This is a genomic window from Erythrobacter sp. W302b (genome assembly GCF_046452395.1).
Lineage (GTDB): Bacteria > Pseudomonadota > Alphaproteobacteria > Sphingomonadales > Sphingomonadaceae > Erythrobacter.
Window position 1 is genome coordinate 817,510 of sequence record NZ_JBKFDH010000001.1, and the last position, 14,448, is coordinate 831,957.

Annotated in this window: 15 protein-coding genes; 11 read left to right on the forward strand and 4 right to left on the reverse strand. The window is 62.0% G+C overall.

The features are described 5' to 3' along the window. Nucleotides 1-141 precede the first annotated feature (141 nt). Nucleotides 142-1,326 (reverse strand): acyltransferase family protein, encoded by a 1,185-nt coding sequence (locus ACLBKT_RS03945; RefSeq protein ID WP_410181668.1) that lies wholly within the window; start codon nucleotides 1,324-1,326, stop codon nucleotides 142-144. 85 nt (nucleotides 1,327-1,411) lie between these two features. Here ACLBKT_RS03945 and ACLBKT_RS03950 point away from each other — a divergent pair, with 85 nt between their 5' ends. Together ACLBKT_RS03950 and ACLBKT_RS03955 are read left to right on the forward strand one after the other, a co-directional pair. Then, the gene (locus tag ACLBKT_RS03950; protein ID WP_410181669.1) at nucleotides 1,412-2,275 is read left to right on the forward strand and encodes a LytTR family DNA-binding domain-containing protein; all 864 of its coding nucleotides are present in this window, start codon (nucleotides 1,412-1,414) and stop codon (nucleotides 2,273-2,275) included. A gap of 303 nt (nucleotides 2,276-2,578) precedes the next feature. Continuing rightward, on the forward strand, nucleotides 2,579-2,839 hold the full coding sequence (locus tag ACLBKT_RS03955; RefSeq protein ID WP_410181670.1) for a GIY-YIG nuclease family protein: 261 nt from the start codon (nucleotides 2,579-2,581) through the stop codon (nucleotides 2,837-2,839). A 110-nt stretch (nucleotides 2,840-2,949) separates the two neighbouring features. Here ACLBKT_RS03955 and ACLBKT_RS03960 read toward each other — a convergent pair whose 3' ends face one another. Next, the gene (locus ACLBKT_RS03960) at nucleotides 2,950-3,648 is read right to left on the reverse strand and encodes a M15 family metallopeptidase (RefSeq protein ID WP_410181671.1); all 699 of its coding nucleotides are present in this window, start codon (nucleotides 3,646-3,648) and stop codon (nucleotides 2,950-2,952) included. A 26-nt stretch (nucleotides 3,649-3,674) separates the two neighbouring features. Next, nucleotides 3,675-4,808, reverse strand: coding sequence for a hypothetical protein (locus ACLBKT_RS03965; protein WP_410181672.1), 1,134 nt, complete (start codon nucleotides 4,806-4,808; stop codon nucleotides 3,675-3,677). Nucleotides 4,809-4,969: 161 nt separating this feature from the next. Between ACLBKT_RS03965 and apaG the strand changes: the two genes are divergently transcribed. Both apaG and ACLBKT_RS03975 read left to right on the forward strand, forming a co-directional pair. Continuing rightward, the gene (apaG, locus tag ACLBKT_RS03970) at nucleotides 4,970-5,383 is read left to right on the forward strand and encodes a Co2+/Mg2+ efflux protein ApaG (protein ID WP_410181673.1); all 414 of its coding nucleotides are present in this window, start codon (nucleotides 4,970-4,972) and stop codon (nucleotides 5,381-5,383) included. A gap of 39 nt (nucleotides 5,384-5,422) precedes the next feature. After that, nucleotides 5,423-6,211: a LysR family transcriptional regulator gene (locus ACLBKT_RS03975; RefSeq protein WP_410181674.1), complete on the forward strand. Its 789-nt coding sequence runs from the start codon at nucleotides 5,423-5,425 to the stop codon at nucleotides 6,209-6,211. A gap of 3 nt (nucleotides 6,212-6,214) precedes the next feature. Here ACLBKT_RS03975 and ACLBKT_RS03980 read toward each other — a convergent pair whose 3' ends face one another. Continuing rightward, nucleotides 6,215-6,778: a hypothetical protein gene (locus ACLBKT_RS03980; protein WP_410181675.1), complete on the reverse strand. Its 564-nt coding sequence runs from the start codon at nucleotides 6,776-6,778 to the stop codon at nucleotides 6,215-6,217. 609 nt (nucleotides 6,779-7,387) lie between these two features. Between ACLBKT_RS03980 and ACLBKT_RS03985 the strand changes: the two genes are divergently transcribed. From ACLBKT_RS03985 to tuf, 7 genes are all read left to right on the forward strand, one after another. Further along, complete coding sequence (locus ACLBKT_RS03985) at nucleotides 7,388-8,665, forward strand: hypothetical protein (protein ID WP_410181676.1); 1,278 nt, start codon at nucleotides 7,388-7,390, stop codon at nucleotides 8,663-8,665. 27 nt (nucleotides 8,666-8,692) lie between these two features. Beyond that, nucleotides 8,693-9,028 carry a hypothetical protein gene (locus ACLBKT_RS03990; RefSeq protein ID WP_410181677.1) on the forward strand — a complete coding sequence of 112 codons (336 nt, stop codon included), beginning with the start codon at nucleotides 8,693-8,695 and terminating at the stop codon, nucleotides 9,026-9,028. After that, nucleotides 9,012-9,587 (forward strand): RES family NAD+ phosphorylase, encoded by a 576-nt coding sequence (locus tag ACLBKT_RS03995; RefSeq protein ID WP_410181678.1) that lies wholly within the window; start codon nucleotides 9,012-9,014, stop codon nucleotides 9,585-9,587. Before ACLBKT_RS03990 ends, ACLBKT_RS03995 begins: the two co-directional genes overlap by 17 nt. 346 nt (nucleotides 9,588-9,933) lie before the next feature. After that, the gene (gene rpsL / locus ACLBKT_RS04000; RefSeq protein WP_054118152.1) at nucleotides 9,934-10,305 is read left to right on the forward strand and encodes a 30S ribosomal protein S12; all 372 of its coding nucleotides are present in this window, start codon (nucleotides 9,934-9,936) and stop codon (nucleotides 10,303-10,305) included. 161 nt (nucleotides 10,306-10,466) lie between these two features. Then, entirely contained in the window at nucleotides 10,467-10,937 is a 471-nt protein-coding gene (gene rpsG / locus ACLBKT_RS04005) for a 30S ribosomal protein S7 (RefSeq protein ID WP_101791189.1), read from the forward strand. A gap of 119 nt (nucleotides 10,938-11,056) precedes the next feature. Beyond that, on the forward strand, nucleotides 11,057-13,144 hold the full coding sequence (fusA, locus tag ACLBKT_RS04010) for an elongation factor G (protein ID WP_410181679.1): 2,088 nt from the start codon (nucleotides 11,057-11,059) through the stop codon (nucleotides 13,142-13,144). A 94-nt stretch (nucleotides 13,145-13,238) separates the two neighbouring features. Beyond that, nucleotides 13,239-14,429 (forward strand): elongation factor Tu, encoded by a 1,191-nt coding sequence (gene tuf, locus ACLBKT_RS04015; RefSeq protein ID WP_410181680.1) that lies wholly within the window; start codon nucleotides 13,239-13,241, stop codon nucleotides 14,427-14,429. The last annotated feature ends 19 nt before the right edge of the window (nucleotides 14,430-14,448 follow it).

Here is a 14,448-nt window from a genome sequence, read left to right on the forward strand (position 1 = left end):
TGGATTTCGGAATAGCGGCTTCTCAACAAATTGATTTAGATTCCGGCCACCTACGTCGGCTCTGCCAAAGTAAGATGATGCCTCCGCTAGCGTTGAATTTCCAGCGGGTCGACGTGCCGCTCTCGACCAGCCGATCGTCAACTAGTTGCGTTGGACTTTCGTGATCCAATCTGACGGCTGCGCCGCAACAGGGGATGGCTTCAGTCCGAGCAGCGGCCGCATCCAGTTCACCCGACGCGCGACTTCGTAAGTCAGCGCGCAGCCGAGGATAGTCGTCAACAGAATGACGCCGAAAGCGAGTTCAGGCTGCGCGCCGACTTGCTTAAGCCAAAAGCCTGCGGCGACGATGATGGTCTGATGCGCGATGTAATAGGGGAAGATTGCTTCGGTCAGGTACCGCCGCACCGGGCCATCGTGATGCAGGCGGGTCTGAGCAAAGCCTAGCAGTCCAATGATGGCGCTCCACGCCAGCACGGAGCGGGCACACGCCCGGGCGATATCCCACACAGGCGTTGCGTCGCTCAGGCCATGCACCGTGAACAGCGCGACACAGGCGATTGCAGCAAGGCTGAGGAGCTCGCGCCAATAGCGAAGGATGGTCGTCCAAGCCGCCTGCGAGCCTGCCAGCGCCACGCCGAAGAAGAAGGCGAATCCATAGATCGCATGGGCATGGGGATCATCGACCAGCGCATGAGTCTCGCCGAACACTGGATGCAACGCTAGCCGAGCGAACGTCAGCCATACGATTGGGAGCGCCACAAGGCGCCAGCCGGAAAGCAACGCGTCGAAACCGTCCTGAAGTCGCGCTCGCATCGTGGCTGGGAGTGCAGCTAGCACGGCGAGCATCAGCGAATAGGCCCACAGATAGGCGACGAACCACAGGTGGTTCCACGTAGGCAGAGGCGTGCCGCGGGTGCCGCCGAACTCGAAGTAATCGTTGAGCCAGAAATGCACGAAATCTGCATCATAGGTTCCGCGGTCGCGCAGCTCGAACCATGGCTGGGGTGCGACAAACAGGATCATTCCTGCCAGCAAGGGCACCGCAAGGCGCACCGAACGGCTGACGGCAAAACCCTGTGGCGTAGCCAGCTTGGTCAAGAGCGCGCGCGACACCACGCCCGAGATCACGAACAGCAGCATCAGCCGCCATGGACTGACCGCCATCATCGGCCAAACCGCCCATTCTACCGGAGCGGCGGCTTTGACGTGCCAGCCCCAAGGAACAAAGAACATGCCGATATGATAGAGGATGAGCAGCGCAAAGGCGCCTATCCTGAGCCAATCGAGGCCGTATTGCCGTCCATTCATCACTGTCGCGGGTTGCATGTCGCGTCTCCATCGCATCTAATCTGCGAGCAGATGTGCCTCCCTGACCGCGCTGTCGCGGCTTGGGTGATGGGCGACGGAACCGGTGGGACGGAATGCGGGGCGGGTTGTGACGAGTGGCGGCGATCGAGGGCTAAGCGGTGAGCGGTACAATCACGACTTCTCACGCGATCCCCGTGCGATTGCCGCGTTGGTATTCACCGGTTTCGGATTGCTCTACATGGTGGTCAATGCTGCCAGCCTGATCGACCAGCGCCGCGCGCTCGGTCAGCCAATTGCGCCGTGGCAGGCGTGGGTGCTCGAAGGCACCAGCTTTACAGCTTGGCTCGCGCTGCTGCCGGTGGTGCTGATATTCGCGTCCCGGCTCGCATCGCGTCCGCTGCCTCAGGCTGCGCTCGGCCATGCAGCGGGCTGCATTGCGGTTTCCTTGGCGCACACCGCACTGATGGCGGGATTGCGGATCGCATCCTTCGCGCTGGCAGGCGAGGACTATGCACCGACTGAACCTTGGTCCGACCGTCTGCTGTTCGAGGCGCGGAAGGACATCATTACCTATATCTCGATCCTTGCGGTGTTCCTGTTGGCTCGGCAGCTGGTGGTTCCCACCATATCGTCAAGAACATCCCCATCCGATGCGACGGCGTTGGTCGAGGTGCGCGACGGCAGCCGAGTTGTAATGCTACGCGTCGAGGAGATTGACTGGGTGAGTGCGGCTGGAAATTATGTCGAGCTGCACGGAAGTTTTGGTAGCGAACTTTCTCGGCGGACGATGGCGGATGTGGAATCGGAGCTGACACCCCATGGCTTTGTTCGCATCCATCGTTCGCGCCTTGTGCGGCGGACAGCAATCGCAATCACGGAAACGCGGCAAAGCGGAGACTTCGACATTACCTTGCGTTCAGGTACGGTGATTAGCGGCAGCCGCCGGTTCCGACAGAACCTCGCCTAGCCGGCACGGAAGGCTTGAGCATTTACTTTAGCCGTAACGCTGCTGCGTGTCTTGTGACGGCTTCGGGGTCGCTTTCAGAAGGGCGGCTTTTGACAAATATCTCACCAAAGCTGCCGGTCCGGTTTCAGGGCCGCGCTGGGCGGCCAGGGATGACCGCGACCGGGTGGTTTGCTGCCATCACCCTTGACCGTCGCCCCGTGCTTGACACGGGGCTTGGCTTTTCTTTCTTCCGCATTGGCGCGATACTCGGCGTATGGAGAAGGGTGGCTGGGTCTACATCATGGCGAACCGCTATCGAGGGGCATGTATGTCGGAATGACGGCGGATGCGCTCGCCCGCGTGTGTCAGCACCGCGAAGGGACGGGGTCTCGCCACGTCGCGGATTTCGCGAAAACGCGGCTGGTCTATGTCGAGCGCCACGACACGATCGAAGGCGCCATCGCCCGCGAGAAGCTGGTCAAGAAATGGCGGCGCGCATGGAAGTTCGCGCTGATCGAGGCAACCAATCCCGCTTGGGACGATCTTTGGGAGCAATGGTTCGCGCCCCAGCAGGGGCAGAACTAGCCAAGCCCCGTGTCAAGCACGGGGCGACGAAAATGAAAGGTCCGAACTGAGGTCGATAGCCGCCCAGCAGGTTTCATCCAGCGACGTTCGCAAGCGGACCCGTCCCCGTCTCACCCCGCCGTCACATCCTCCAGCGGCACATCCATGATCGGGTAGCGCCGCCAGTCGGCCCAGTCGTAGTGCCACCACTCGTTGGCCAGCGGCACGAACCCCTCGGCGACCATCCAGGCCTCAAGCATCCGGCTCAGCGTCAGCGCCTCGGTTGGTGCCGTGCTGTTGCTGCGGTAGGCCGCCGGGGTGAAATCGTCATAGGGACTGGGCATCTCGACCTCGATGCCGCCCCGGTGGAGCGAGAGGTCGATCGAACAGCCCCGGTTGTGGCGCGATCCTGTGGCGGGGTTGGCAACGAATTCGCGTTTGTCCGGCGGGGTCTCCTCCCACATCATCCGGGTGATGCGCCAGGGGCGATAGGCGTCGAATATCAGTAGGCCGTAGCCGTGCGCCTCGGCGCGGGTCTGCACTCTGGACAAGGCCTCGGCCACCGGACGCTGGGCCACGGCGCGGGGCAGGGGGTAGAGCACCCGGCCCATGAAGTTGGCGGGCGTGGCATAACGGATATCGAACCGGAATCGCGGATCGAAGCGGGCGAGATCGACCAGATCGGGCGTGAGGTCGGCGGCAGGATCGATAGGGAGGGCGAGGGGTGCGGGGGAGGTGCCTGCAATACGCCCTGCGCAGCCACTCAGCGCCCCGCCTGCCACCACAGCCGCTACGCCTTGCCACGCTGTCCGGCGCGAGATGCGCCGCATCAGGCCAAGGGGGGCATTGTCCCGGCTCATCGCAATCGCCACAATTGCTTGTGGCGGCGCGTGGGTCGTTGACCTTCGGCCATCAGGCTGGTGCGCGGCAGCTGGGCCGCGATGCGGGTGGGCAACAGCGCCAACAGGCCTGTGCGCAGCTTCACCCATGAGGTGCTGAAAAAGATCAGGGCCGTGCCCGCCAGCGCGAATCCTGCCATGATCGCTGCCTCGCCATTATTCCCGACATCGAAAATGCCGACCGTCGGCAGCAGGCTACCGACAAGCAGCGAGCGCCGGTCGAGCAGCAGCGACAGCAACGCCGCCCCCAGCACCATCGCCAGCACCCAGGGGAACTGAGCGAACGAAAGACCGGTGAAAATCAACTCGCCATCGACCATCTGCGAGCCGGTCAGCAGCGAAAACAGCGCGCGGCTCATCAACACCCCGGCAACGCAATGCAGCCAGAAGGCGGTCTGCGAACGCTCGGTCTCGCGCCGTATGTCGGTCAAATCCCACCAGATGCCCGCGATCATCGCGCCGCTCGCGATCAGCAAGGCTGCGGCCGCGACCGGCCAGCGCAGGTCCATCCCGACCATCCCGGTGATCCCTGCCAGCGCCACGAAGGCGTAGGCCCCCGCGACCAGCGCGGGGGTGGGAGGAAAGCCGAAGCGCACCCAGTGCCGCCGCATGGTGGCACAATGGATGGCGATTGCGATGAACAGGAAAATCTCCTCATACCGGGTGATCGCCCTGTCGGCGAAAAGCAGCATGTACGTCACCATCATGGCGCCCAGGATCGCGAAGAAGCCGAAGCCCCCGAAGGCGATCGTCAGCACCAGCCCCATGGCAGGGGACGCCCGCAGATTGATACGCTCGGTCAGCCGGAACAGGGCCAGCGCAGTGCCCGCACAGACGGCTGTCCCCAGCAGATTTGCGCCGGTGTTGTGCGGCTCGAACATGATTCCCACCGCGATTGCCACGGCAATGAGCACCATGGCCGCGCCGATGGCGATCACCAGATCGGCATAGCCACCAAAGATCTGGAACTTTTCCGAGGTCGCGCCGCTCATCCCGTCGCGCTGCGCCTGGAAATTGCGCAGAGCAATCGCCTGATCCTCGCCGATGATGCCAGCGGCGGCGGCCGCATCAAGATCGATCTCTGTCCGCATTGCGACGCGCCCCCTCCTGACCGCGCATGATATCCTCCAAGGTCTTGCAAAACCATTGCCCTTCCCAGCGGGTGTGATTTTGCGGTCAGCGGGATACAGCGTGGATTAAGAACGTTGCCCCTCTTGTGACCCCATAAAGAATCGCTAACTTGCGAGGCGCCATGAAAGAGTTTTTCCAGCACGCCGCCACGACCGATGGGGTCACTGTCCGGGTAGCCGTCAACTACCTGCCGGAACAGTCGCATCCCGAGGCGGGCAAGTGGTTCTGGGTCTATCACATCCGCATCGAGAACGCCTCGCACGAGCCGATGCGCCTGCGCACCCGGCACTGGCGCATCACCGATGGGCGCGGGATGGTGAACCATGTCGATGGCGAGGGCGTGGTCGGCGAACAGCCGCTGCTCACCCCCGGACAGAGCCACGATTACGTCTCGGGCTGCCCGCTGACGACGCCGTTCGGATCGATGGAGGGGTTCTACACCTTCGAGCGCGCCGATGGCTCGCCGGCCGAGGTGCGCATCCCCTTCTTCCCGCTCGCAGCGCCCGAGACGGCTGAGGGCCGCACGCCGCGCTGACCCTTGCGATAGGCGCAAAGCGGGCCTAATCCACCGCCCGTGAAGCGCACCCACTTGCCCCTCAACGCCTTGCGCGTGTTCGACGCCGCCGCGCGGCACCTCTCCTTCACCCGCGCCGCGGACGAACTCGCCGTCACCCCCGCCGCCGTCGGCCAGCAGATCCGCGCGCTCGAGGACGTGCTCGGCGTGGTCCTCTTCCGCCGCACCTCCAAGGGCCTCGAACTCACCCCGGAAGGCGAGGCGGGCCTTGACCCCTTGCGCGAAGGCTTCCTCAGGTTCGAGGAGAGCGTCGCCGCGATGCAGGCGGGCCAGGCCTCCGACCGCTACACCATCGCTGTCCCGCGTGAATTCTACGCCGAGTGGCTCGCCCCTCGCCTCGCCACGTTCCAGGCGGGCACCCCGGGCGTCCAGTACATCCTCGCCCCCGACGAACATGCCGACTTCACCGAGGCGAACCTCGATCTCGCGATCCGGCTGGTCGACGGGCCGGGCGAGCTCCAGGGCGTGCAACTCGCCCCCGCCCTGCGCGTCACCGTCGCCGCGCCCGCGTATCGCGAGGCGTGGATCGACTGGCCGGGCATGACGCTGCCCGACGGCATCAACCCCTGCATCCGCGCCGGCTCCCCCGGACAGGCGCTCGCCTCGGCGCTGGCGGGGATGGGGCGCACGATCCTCCCCCTCGCGCTGGCCGAGCGCGCCATCGCCAGCGGCGCCCTCACCGCCCTGACCGAGCCCGAGCCCGGCACCCGCGCCTACTGGCTGCTCGCCCCCCCGCCGCAATGGCGCTCCAAGAAGGTCAAGGCGCTGGTCGCCTACCTCGCCGGCTGAGGGTTACGCCTCCTCCTCCTCCTCCTCCGACCACCGCCCGGTGATCTCGTGGTGGATCCGCTCCCACAGCCAGTGGCCGCGCTTCACCTGCCGCGCATCGACCATGTGGCGGCTGCGGTGCTGGAGCACCCAGCAGATCATCGCATTGGCGCGCGGGTTGTGCGCGCCCTCGTGAATCGCCCGCTCCATCGCGCAATCCTCGAGCCTGAGCCGCCCCCATTCGAGCGCCGCGTCCCACGCCCGCCGAAAATCCTCCGCGCCCGGCCGCTCGCGCAGCTTGTAGAGCGCCTCGAGGCTCTTGCCGACCTTGGTCGCCGCCTGCGTGACGATGCCCGTCATCGCCAGCTGGTAGATGAAGGCGCGCTGCACATCGGGCGTGATCGAGTTCCCGCGCGGCGCCCTATGGCAATAGGGCAGGAAGTCGAGCAGCGGATCATCCTCGGGAATGAGCATCTCCGCAAACGCCACCCGCGAGGTCGCCTGCCGCTGCGTCTTGCGCTTGTTGACGAGCAGAGTGTCGCGCGGCGGGGTTGAGGGCGGAGCAGGGGAGGGCGTGCGCTCGGGCATGGGGCAGGGGTGGATTGCAGGTTTCGGGGGAGTAGGAAAACGCAATCTCCCCTCCCCTTCAGGGGAGGGGTCGGGGGTAGGGGCGTGCCTCGGCGTGCTGGCTCACACGAAGACACGAAGAGGGCGGCGCGATGGGCCAGAGGGGTTCACGCAGAGACGCAGAGGGAAGGGAGACGCGGAGGTGTCGGCGCCCGCCGCCACCCTCTCACGTCATTGCGAGGCGACGAAGGCGCCGTGGCAATCCAGAGCGTTACGCGGACCGCTCTGGATTGCCATGCTACGCTCGCAATGACGAGGGAGGGCGGAGCCACCCCTTCTTCCCTCCCCTCGTGGGAGGGGCCGGGGGAGGGGCGGAGCCACAACGCTTATGTAAGCGTGGCGGAGTCACCACCCCCCGCGTCCAACCCCGCCCTGCCGGTGGCAAAACCGAGCGCCCGCATAGCGCCCTCGATTGCGTGAAGCAGGGGGCCTAGCCGGACGCGCCGGTCCTCGGCAGGGCTACAGACGGTGACTCGGGGAGGGGGAGGGTGGAGCCTATTGCGCTTCACCGGCGAGATTGACAATCAAAATGTCAATTGATATGCAAATATTGACATCAAGGAAATCATCATGTCAAACGTCGTGCATCTGCCGCGTCCGGCCCCGTTACGCCCCTCACCGCAAAGGTTCGGATATTATCTGAGGATTGGTCGGAATGACCATCAAACGGTTGCGAACCTTTTAGCGGAAGGTGAGCAGGCTTACCTCGGCTTGGTCATCGACGCTCAGAACGCCTCCCGTCACCGGGAGCTAATGAATGCCGCTGCTGATCGAGGCTTGGATGTGATCTTGGATACCAAGTCGCAACCAGCTGCGTTCGTTGGGGGGTTTAATCCGGGTTTGGGGAACTTGCCTTGGGGGCTGGGGCGGATTGCTACACGCGACGATTATGATGGGCAAAATGGATTTCGGCGAGCAGATGAAATTGCTCAGTATTTGGCTGACCATTCGTTTTCGGCTTTGATTGCTCCAACTCACGTCCTTTCCAGTGCGAATGACCCGTGGTTTGCAATTGACCGGCATGTCTCACGTCGATTGAAGGCGATCCTTCCGAGCTCCGTGGGGATGATTTATTCCCTATCTGTTCCGATACAGGTGCTGCGTAACACGGATGAGCGCGCGGCTATAGTCGAAGGGCTTCGCAATGTTGAGGCCGACGCACTGTGGCTAAGGATTGAAAACTTTGGTGCAGACGCGTCAGCGGACAAGATTCAAGCGTTTGTCCAAGCGGTGGAAGAGTTTCATTCATTGGGCATTCCGCTGATTGCGGATTGTGTGGCCGGAATTCCAGCGCTTGCCTCACTTGCTTTCGGAGCGGTTGGCGGTGTTGCGCATGGGGTAATGATGTTCGAAGGGTTCCGCGCATCCGGTTGGCGTCGACCTCCTTCAGGTATCCCGCATACACCGGCGCCTCGCATTTATTTGCAAAACTTGGATATGCTTGTGAAGCGTGAGCGCGCGCAGATGCTACTTGAGCATTCCAGCCGAATGCGCAGCCTGCACGCCTGCCGTGACACGCGTTGTTGTTCACGTGGGATGCGCGATATGCTGGAGCACCCTGGCCGACATTATTGCTATTCGCATGCAAGACAGATCGAAATGGTATCTTCAGTACCCGATTCTCAGCGAGTTTCCATTTTTATGGATCGCTTTGTACGTCCGCAATCTGATTTGCTTGCTTCAGCAGCTTCGCTGAATTTTTCAGACGACGCGCTTAATAGTGCGCTTGCAAGTAAGCATCGCCGGATGGGGCGAGTCCGAGGAGTACTTTCGCACATGGCAGAGTCTTTTGAAGCTGCCTCGGTTGCTCGAATTCCAGAGTCGCGCCGTCAGCGCGAAGGCCAGTAACTAGGTAATTTCTGAGGTAAAATTGTCATGACAGCACTTGCGCGCAAGCTAGAATCCCTTAGGGAAAAGGGCGACATGCGCGATAACGAAGTCGCTAATTTGCTTGGGACCCGCCCAGAGACTGTCTCTCGGTGGAATCAGGGCAAAGCGTATCCACATGCTCGAACTGAACAAAAACTATTGGAGCTTGAATACATTGTTGACCAGCTAAATGACCTCTATAGTCCGCGTGAAGCGCGTCAATTTATATTCTCCCGTCAGAGGTTATTGAATGACAAATCTCCTGCTGAGCTTATTAGGGATGGGCACTTTGAAGCTGTAATTACGCTTATTGGGCGAATGCGTGATGGCATCTATTCATGATGGTTCATCTTGGGTCCACGACCCGGAACTAGTTGAAAAACTAGCTGAATTTGATCCAGAGCCATTTAATGGTCAAGTGTGGCGTGCGACCGGGTATTCGCGAGATCCGATGGCTTTCTCTTACAATGGCGGGAGGTGGGCTCCGCCGTCATCCATTACATCGAACCCGGTGCTTTATACCAGTTTTGACAAGGAGGGTGCCATTCACGAGATGGCTAGTTGGATGGCTCTTCTTACTCCACCCCCGTCAAAACCAATTAAGGTGCACTCACTTAGTGTCGCCGCGCGTTCGGTAGTCGCACTTAGTCTTCCTAATCTTGCTTCGCTGGGTGTAGATGTTCAGAACTATGAGCGACGCAATTATGCCGCTATGGATGAATTTCCGCCGTCGAAGTCACAAGAAATTGGAGCGGCCCTAAGCTTTTTAGGCGTCGATGGCCTGATTGTTCCGTCTGCGCGGTTCGCTTGTAATAACTTAATTCTCTTCGATAACCAAAATAATCAAATAGAGATTGATGTGGATGATGCTGAAATCGTGAATTGGATGGATTACATTTAGACGGACTGGTTATCCAACGCCCACCCTTGACCCCCAACCCAAACCCGCCTAAGGGCGCGCATCCTTCCGGGGGGGCTCCCTCGGAAAGCGAGCTGAACATTGGCGGCCTCGTCTCTCTCCAGCAGAGGGGCAGCCGTCAAAGTAACCCGGTGGCCGAAGGGCCGGATTTGCGGGTGGAGCGTTTCAGTCTCTTCGTCATCCCGGCGAACGCCGGGATCCCGTGCCGCGGGCCATGCGCTGGCGGAGTGCGGTCCCGGATCAGGCCCGGGATGACGAATTGGCTTATTCTTCTCCTCCTACATTCTCTGGCACCCGTTCCACCCTCATCAGGTGAAGTGAGAACTTAATGCCGACAATCAACCAGCTGGTCCGCAAGGGCCGCGTTCCGCAGAAGGCCAAGTCCAAGGTCCCTGCGATGGAGCAGAACCCGCAGAAGCGCGGCGTTTGCACCCGCGTCTACACGACGACCCCGAAGAAGCCGAACTCGGCGCTGCGCAAGGTGGCCAAGGTCCGCCTGACCAACCAGCGCGAAGTCATCAGCTACATCCCGGGCGAAGGCCACAACCTGCAGGAGCACTCGGTGGTGCTGATCCGCGGCGGGCGTGTGCGCGACCTTCCCGGTGTGCGTTACCACGTCCTGCGCGGCGTGCTCGACACCCAGGGTGTGAAGGATCGCCGCAAGAGCCGCTCGAAGTACGGCGCCAAGCGTCCGAAGTGACCTGTCCGGGGGACAGGTCATCCCGAATAGCTCGCCACAAGCGAGCGTAGTTCGGGATCCAGTTCCCAAGGCTTCTTGAGTTTACCGCCTTTCCGCCTCTGGGCCCCGGCCTTCGCCGGGGTGACGAATGAGGGGTGGGGCAAGAAAAAGGAATTCGTGCCATGTCACGTCGTCGTCGTCCCGAAAAGCGGGTCATCCTGCCCGATCCCCAGTATGGTGATCAGATCCTGTCGAAGTTCATGAACAACCTGATGTATGATGGTAAGAAGGCCGTCGCTGAAGGTATCGTGTACAACGCGCTCCAGACTGTCGAGGCCAAGGCCAAGGCGGACCCGATCCAGCTGTTCCATGATGCGCTGAACAATGTGAAGCCGCAGGTCGAAGTGCGCAGCCGCCGCGTTGGTGGTGCGACCTATCAGGTGCCGGTGGAAGTGCGCCCCGAGCGTGCTCAGGCGCTGGCGATCCGCTGGTTGATCAATGCAGCGCGCGGTCGTCCGGAAACCACCATGGCAGCGCGTCTGTCGGGTGAGTTGCTGGATGCGGCCAACAACCGCGGCAACGCGGTGAAGAAGCGCGAAGACACGCACCGCATGGCGGATGCGAACCGCGCCTTCTCGCACTACCGCTGGTAACACGCTGATTGTGGGCAGCCGGGGGAAGGGTCTTCCGGCTGTCACAATCATCACTATATGGAGCGCGCTGCGGGCCTCTTGCAGGACCGGGCCGCTCCTCCAACACCAAGGAATTTCTCATGGCACGCAGCCATCCGATCGACCGCTACCGCAATATCGGCATTATGGCGCATATCGACGCCGGCAAGACCACCACGACCGAGCGGATCCTGTTCTACACCGGCAAGTCCTACAAGATCGGCGAAGTGCACGATGGCGCGGCGACGATGGACTGGATGGAGCAGGAGCAGGAGCGCGGGATCACGATCACCTCGGCCGCCACGACCTGCTTCTGGTCGGTCGCCGGTGGTCCGGAGCACCGCATCAACATCATCGACACGCCGGGACACGTGGACTTCACGATCGAAGTTGAACGTTCGCTGCGCGTACTCGACGGCGCCGTAGCCTGCTTCGACGGCGTGGCCGGGGTTGAGCCCCAGTCCGAAACTGTTTGGCGTCAAGCCGACAAGTACGGCGTGCCCCGCATGTGCTTTATTAATAAGCTCGACCGCACCGGCGCGAACTTCAAGTATTGCGTCCAGTCGATCATCGACCGTCTGGGTGCGCGCCCGGCTGTGCTTTACCTTCCCATCGGCATCGAAGCCGATCTGAAGGGTCTCGTCGACCTCGTGCACAACCGTGCGATCATCTGGAAGGATGAGTCGCTCGGCGCCGAGTTCGTCTATGAAGACATCCCGGCCGATCTGGCGGACGAAGCGGCGGTCTATCGTAGCGAGCTGATCGAACTCGCCGTCGAACAGGACGACGCGGCGATGGAAGCCTATCTCGAAGGCAACGAGCCTGACGTGGCGACCCTGAAGGCGCTGATCCGCAAGGGCACGCTCAATCAGTCGTTTGTGCCGGTGTGCTGCGGTTCGGCGTTCAAGAACAAGGGCGTGCAGCCCCTGCTCGACGCTGTGGTCGACTACCTGCCGTCGCCGCTCGACATTCCTGACGTCCAGGGCGTCAAGATGGACAGCGACGAGGCTGACAGCCGTCCGCCGACGGACGACGCGCCGTTCAGCGCGCTCGCCTTCAAGGTCATGAACGATCCCTTCGTCGGCTCGCTCACCTTCATCCGCATCTATTCGGGCGCGCTCACCAAGGGCACCTACCTGAACTCGGTGAAGGACAAGAAGGAAAAGGTCGGTCGTATGCTCGAAATGCATGCGAACGAGCGCAAGGACGTCGATGAAGCCTTCGCGGGTGACATCATCGCGCTGGCCGGGATGAAGGAAACCACCACCGGCGACACGCTCTGCGCAGAAAAGGCGCCGATCGTTCTTGAGCGGATGGAATTCCCCGAGCCGGTGATCGAACTGTCGGTGGAGCCCAAGACCAAGGCTGACCAGGAAAAGATGGGCATCGCGCTCAACCGCCTGTCGGCTGAAGACCCCTCGTTCCGCGTGTCGACCGATCATGAATCGGGGCAGACGATCATCAAGGGCATGGGCGAATTGCACCTCGACATCATCGTCGACCGCATGCGCCGCGAGTTCAAGGTCGAAGCCAATGTCGGCGCGCCGCAGGTGGCTTACCGCGAATACCTCGCCCGCGAGGTCGAAGTCGATTACACCCACAAGAAGCAGTCGGGCGGCTCGGGCCAGTTCGGCCGCGTCAAGGTCACCGTCACCCCGGGTGAGCGTGGTCAGGGCGTCGTCTTCGAAGACCAGATCAAGGGCGGGAACATTCCGCGCGAATACATCCCGGCGATCGAAAAGGGCTTCCGCGAACAGGCGGCCAGCGGTCACCTGGTCGGCTTCCCGATCATCGACTTCAGCATCAAGCTGACCGATGGTGCGTACCACGACGTCGACTCGAGCGCGATCGCGTTCGAAATCGCTGCGCGCGGTGCCATGCGTGAAGTCGCGCAGAAGTCGGGCATCAAGCTGCTCGAGCCGATCATGAAGGTTGAAGTGGTGACCCCCGATGATTACCTCGGGGATGTCATCGGCGACCTCAACAGCCGGCGCGGACAGATCCAGGGCACCGACACGCGCGGCAATGCCCAGGCGGTGGAGGCCTTCGTGCCGCTCGCCAACATGTTCGGCTATGTCAATGAACTGCGTTCGTTCACGCAAGGGCGTGCGCAGTACTCCATGCAATTCTCGCACTATGACGAGGTTCCGGCCAACGTCGCAGCCGAGGTCAAGGAGAAACTTGCCTAAGCCGCTTCGGCAGTCTAGGGGCGGCGCCTGATTCAGCGGGCACCGCCGTTCTCCCGCGAACACATCGTTTCATTCAAGAAGGTACACCAGAGAAATGGCCAAGGAAAAGTTCCAGCGGAATAAGCCGCACTGCAACATCGGCACCATCGGTCACGTTGACCATGGCAAGACCACGCTGACCGCCGCGATCACCAAGGTGATGGCTGAAACCTACGGCGGCGCCGCTGTCGATTTCGCCAACATCGACAAGGCTCCGGAAGAGCGTGAGCGCGGGATCACCATCTCGACCGCCCACGTCGAGTACGAATCGGCTGCGCGTCACTACGCTCACGTCGACTGCCCGGGTCACGCTGACTATGTGAAGAACATGATCACCGGTGCCGCCCAGATGGACGGCGCGATCCTGGTGGTGAACGCTGCTGACGGCCCGATGCCCCAGACCCGCGAGCACATCCTGCTCGCCCGTCAGGTCGGCGTGCCGGCGCTGGTCGTGTACATGAACAAGGTTGACCAGGTTGACGACGAGGAAATCCTCGAGCTCGTCGAACTCGAAGTGCGCGAGCTGCTGAGCTCGTACGACTTCGACGGCGACAATATTCCGATCGTCAAGGGTTCGGCTCTGGCCGCGCTCGAAGGCCGCGACGACAACATCGGCAAGGACTCGGTCATTGCCCTGATCGAAGCCGTCGACAGCTACATCCCGCAGCCCGACCGTCCGGTCGACAAGCCGTTCCTGATGCCGATCGAAGACGTGTTCTCGATCTCGGGTCGCGGCACCGTGGTGACCGGCCGTATCGAAACCGGCATCGTCAACGTGGGTGACGAAGTCGAAATCGTCGGCATCAAGGACACCCGCAAGACCACCGTCACCGGCGTGGAAATGTTCCGCAAGCTGCTCGATCGCGGTGAAGCTGGCGACAACGTCGGCGCCCTGATCCGCGGCGTCGCCCGTGAAGAAGTCGAGCGTGGCCAGGTTCTCTGCAAGCCCGGCACCGTGAAGCCGCACACCGAGTTCGAAGCCGAAGTCTACGTGCTGTCGAAGGATGAAGGTGGCCGTCACACGCCGTTCTTCGCCAACTACCGCCCGCAGTTCTACTTCCGCACCACCGACGTGACCGGCGAAGTGATCCTTCCCGCGGGCACCGAAATGGTGATGCCGGGCGACAACGTTTCGATCGGCGTGAAGCTCATCGCACCGATCGCCATGGACGAAGGTCTGCGCTTCGCGATCCGCGAAGGTGGCCGTACCGTGGGTTCGGGCGTCGTCGCCAAGATCACCAAGTAAGGTCCTGCTCCCGGCTGGG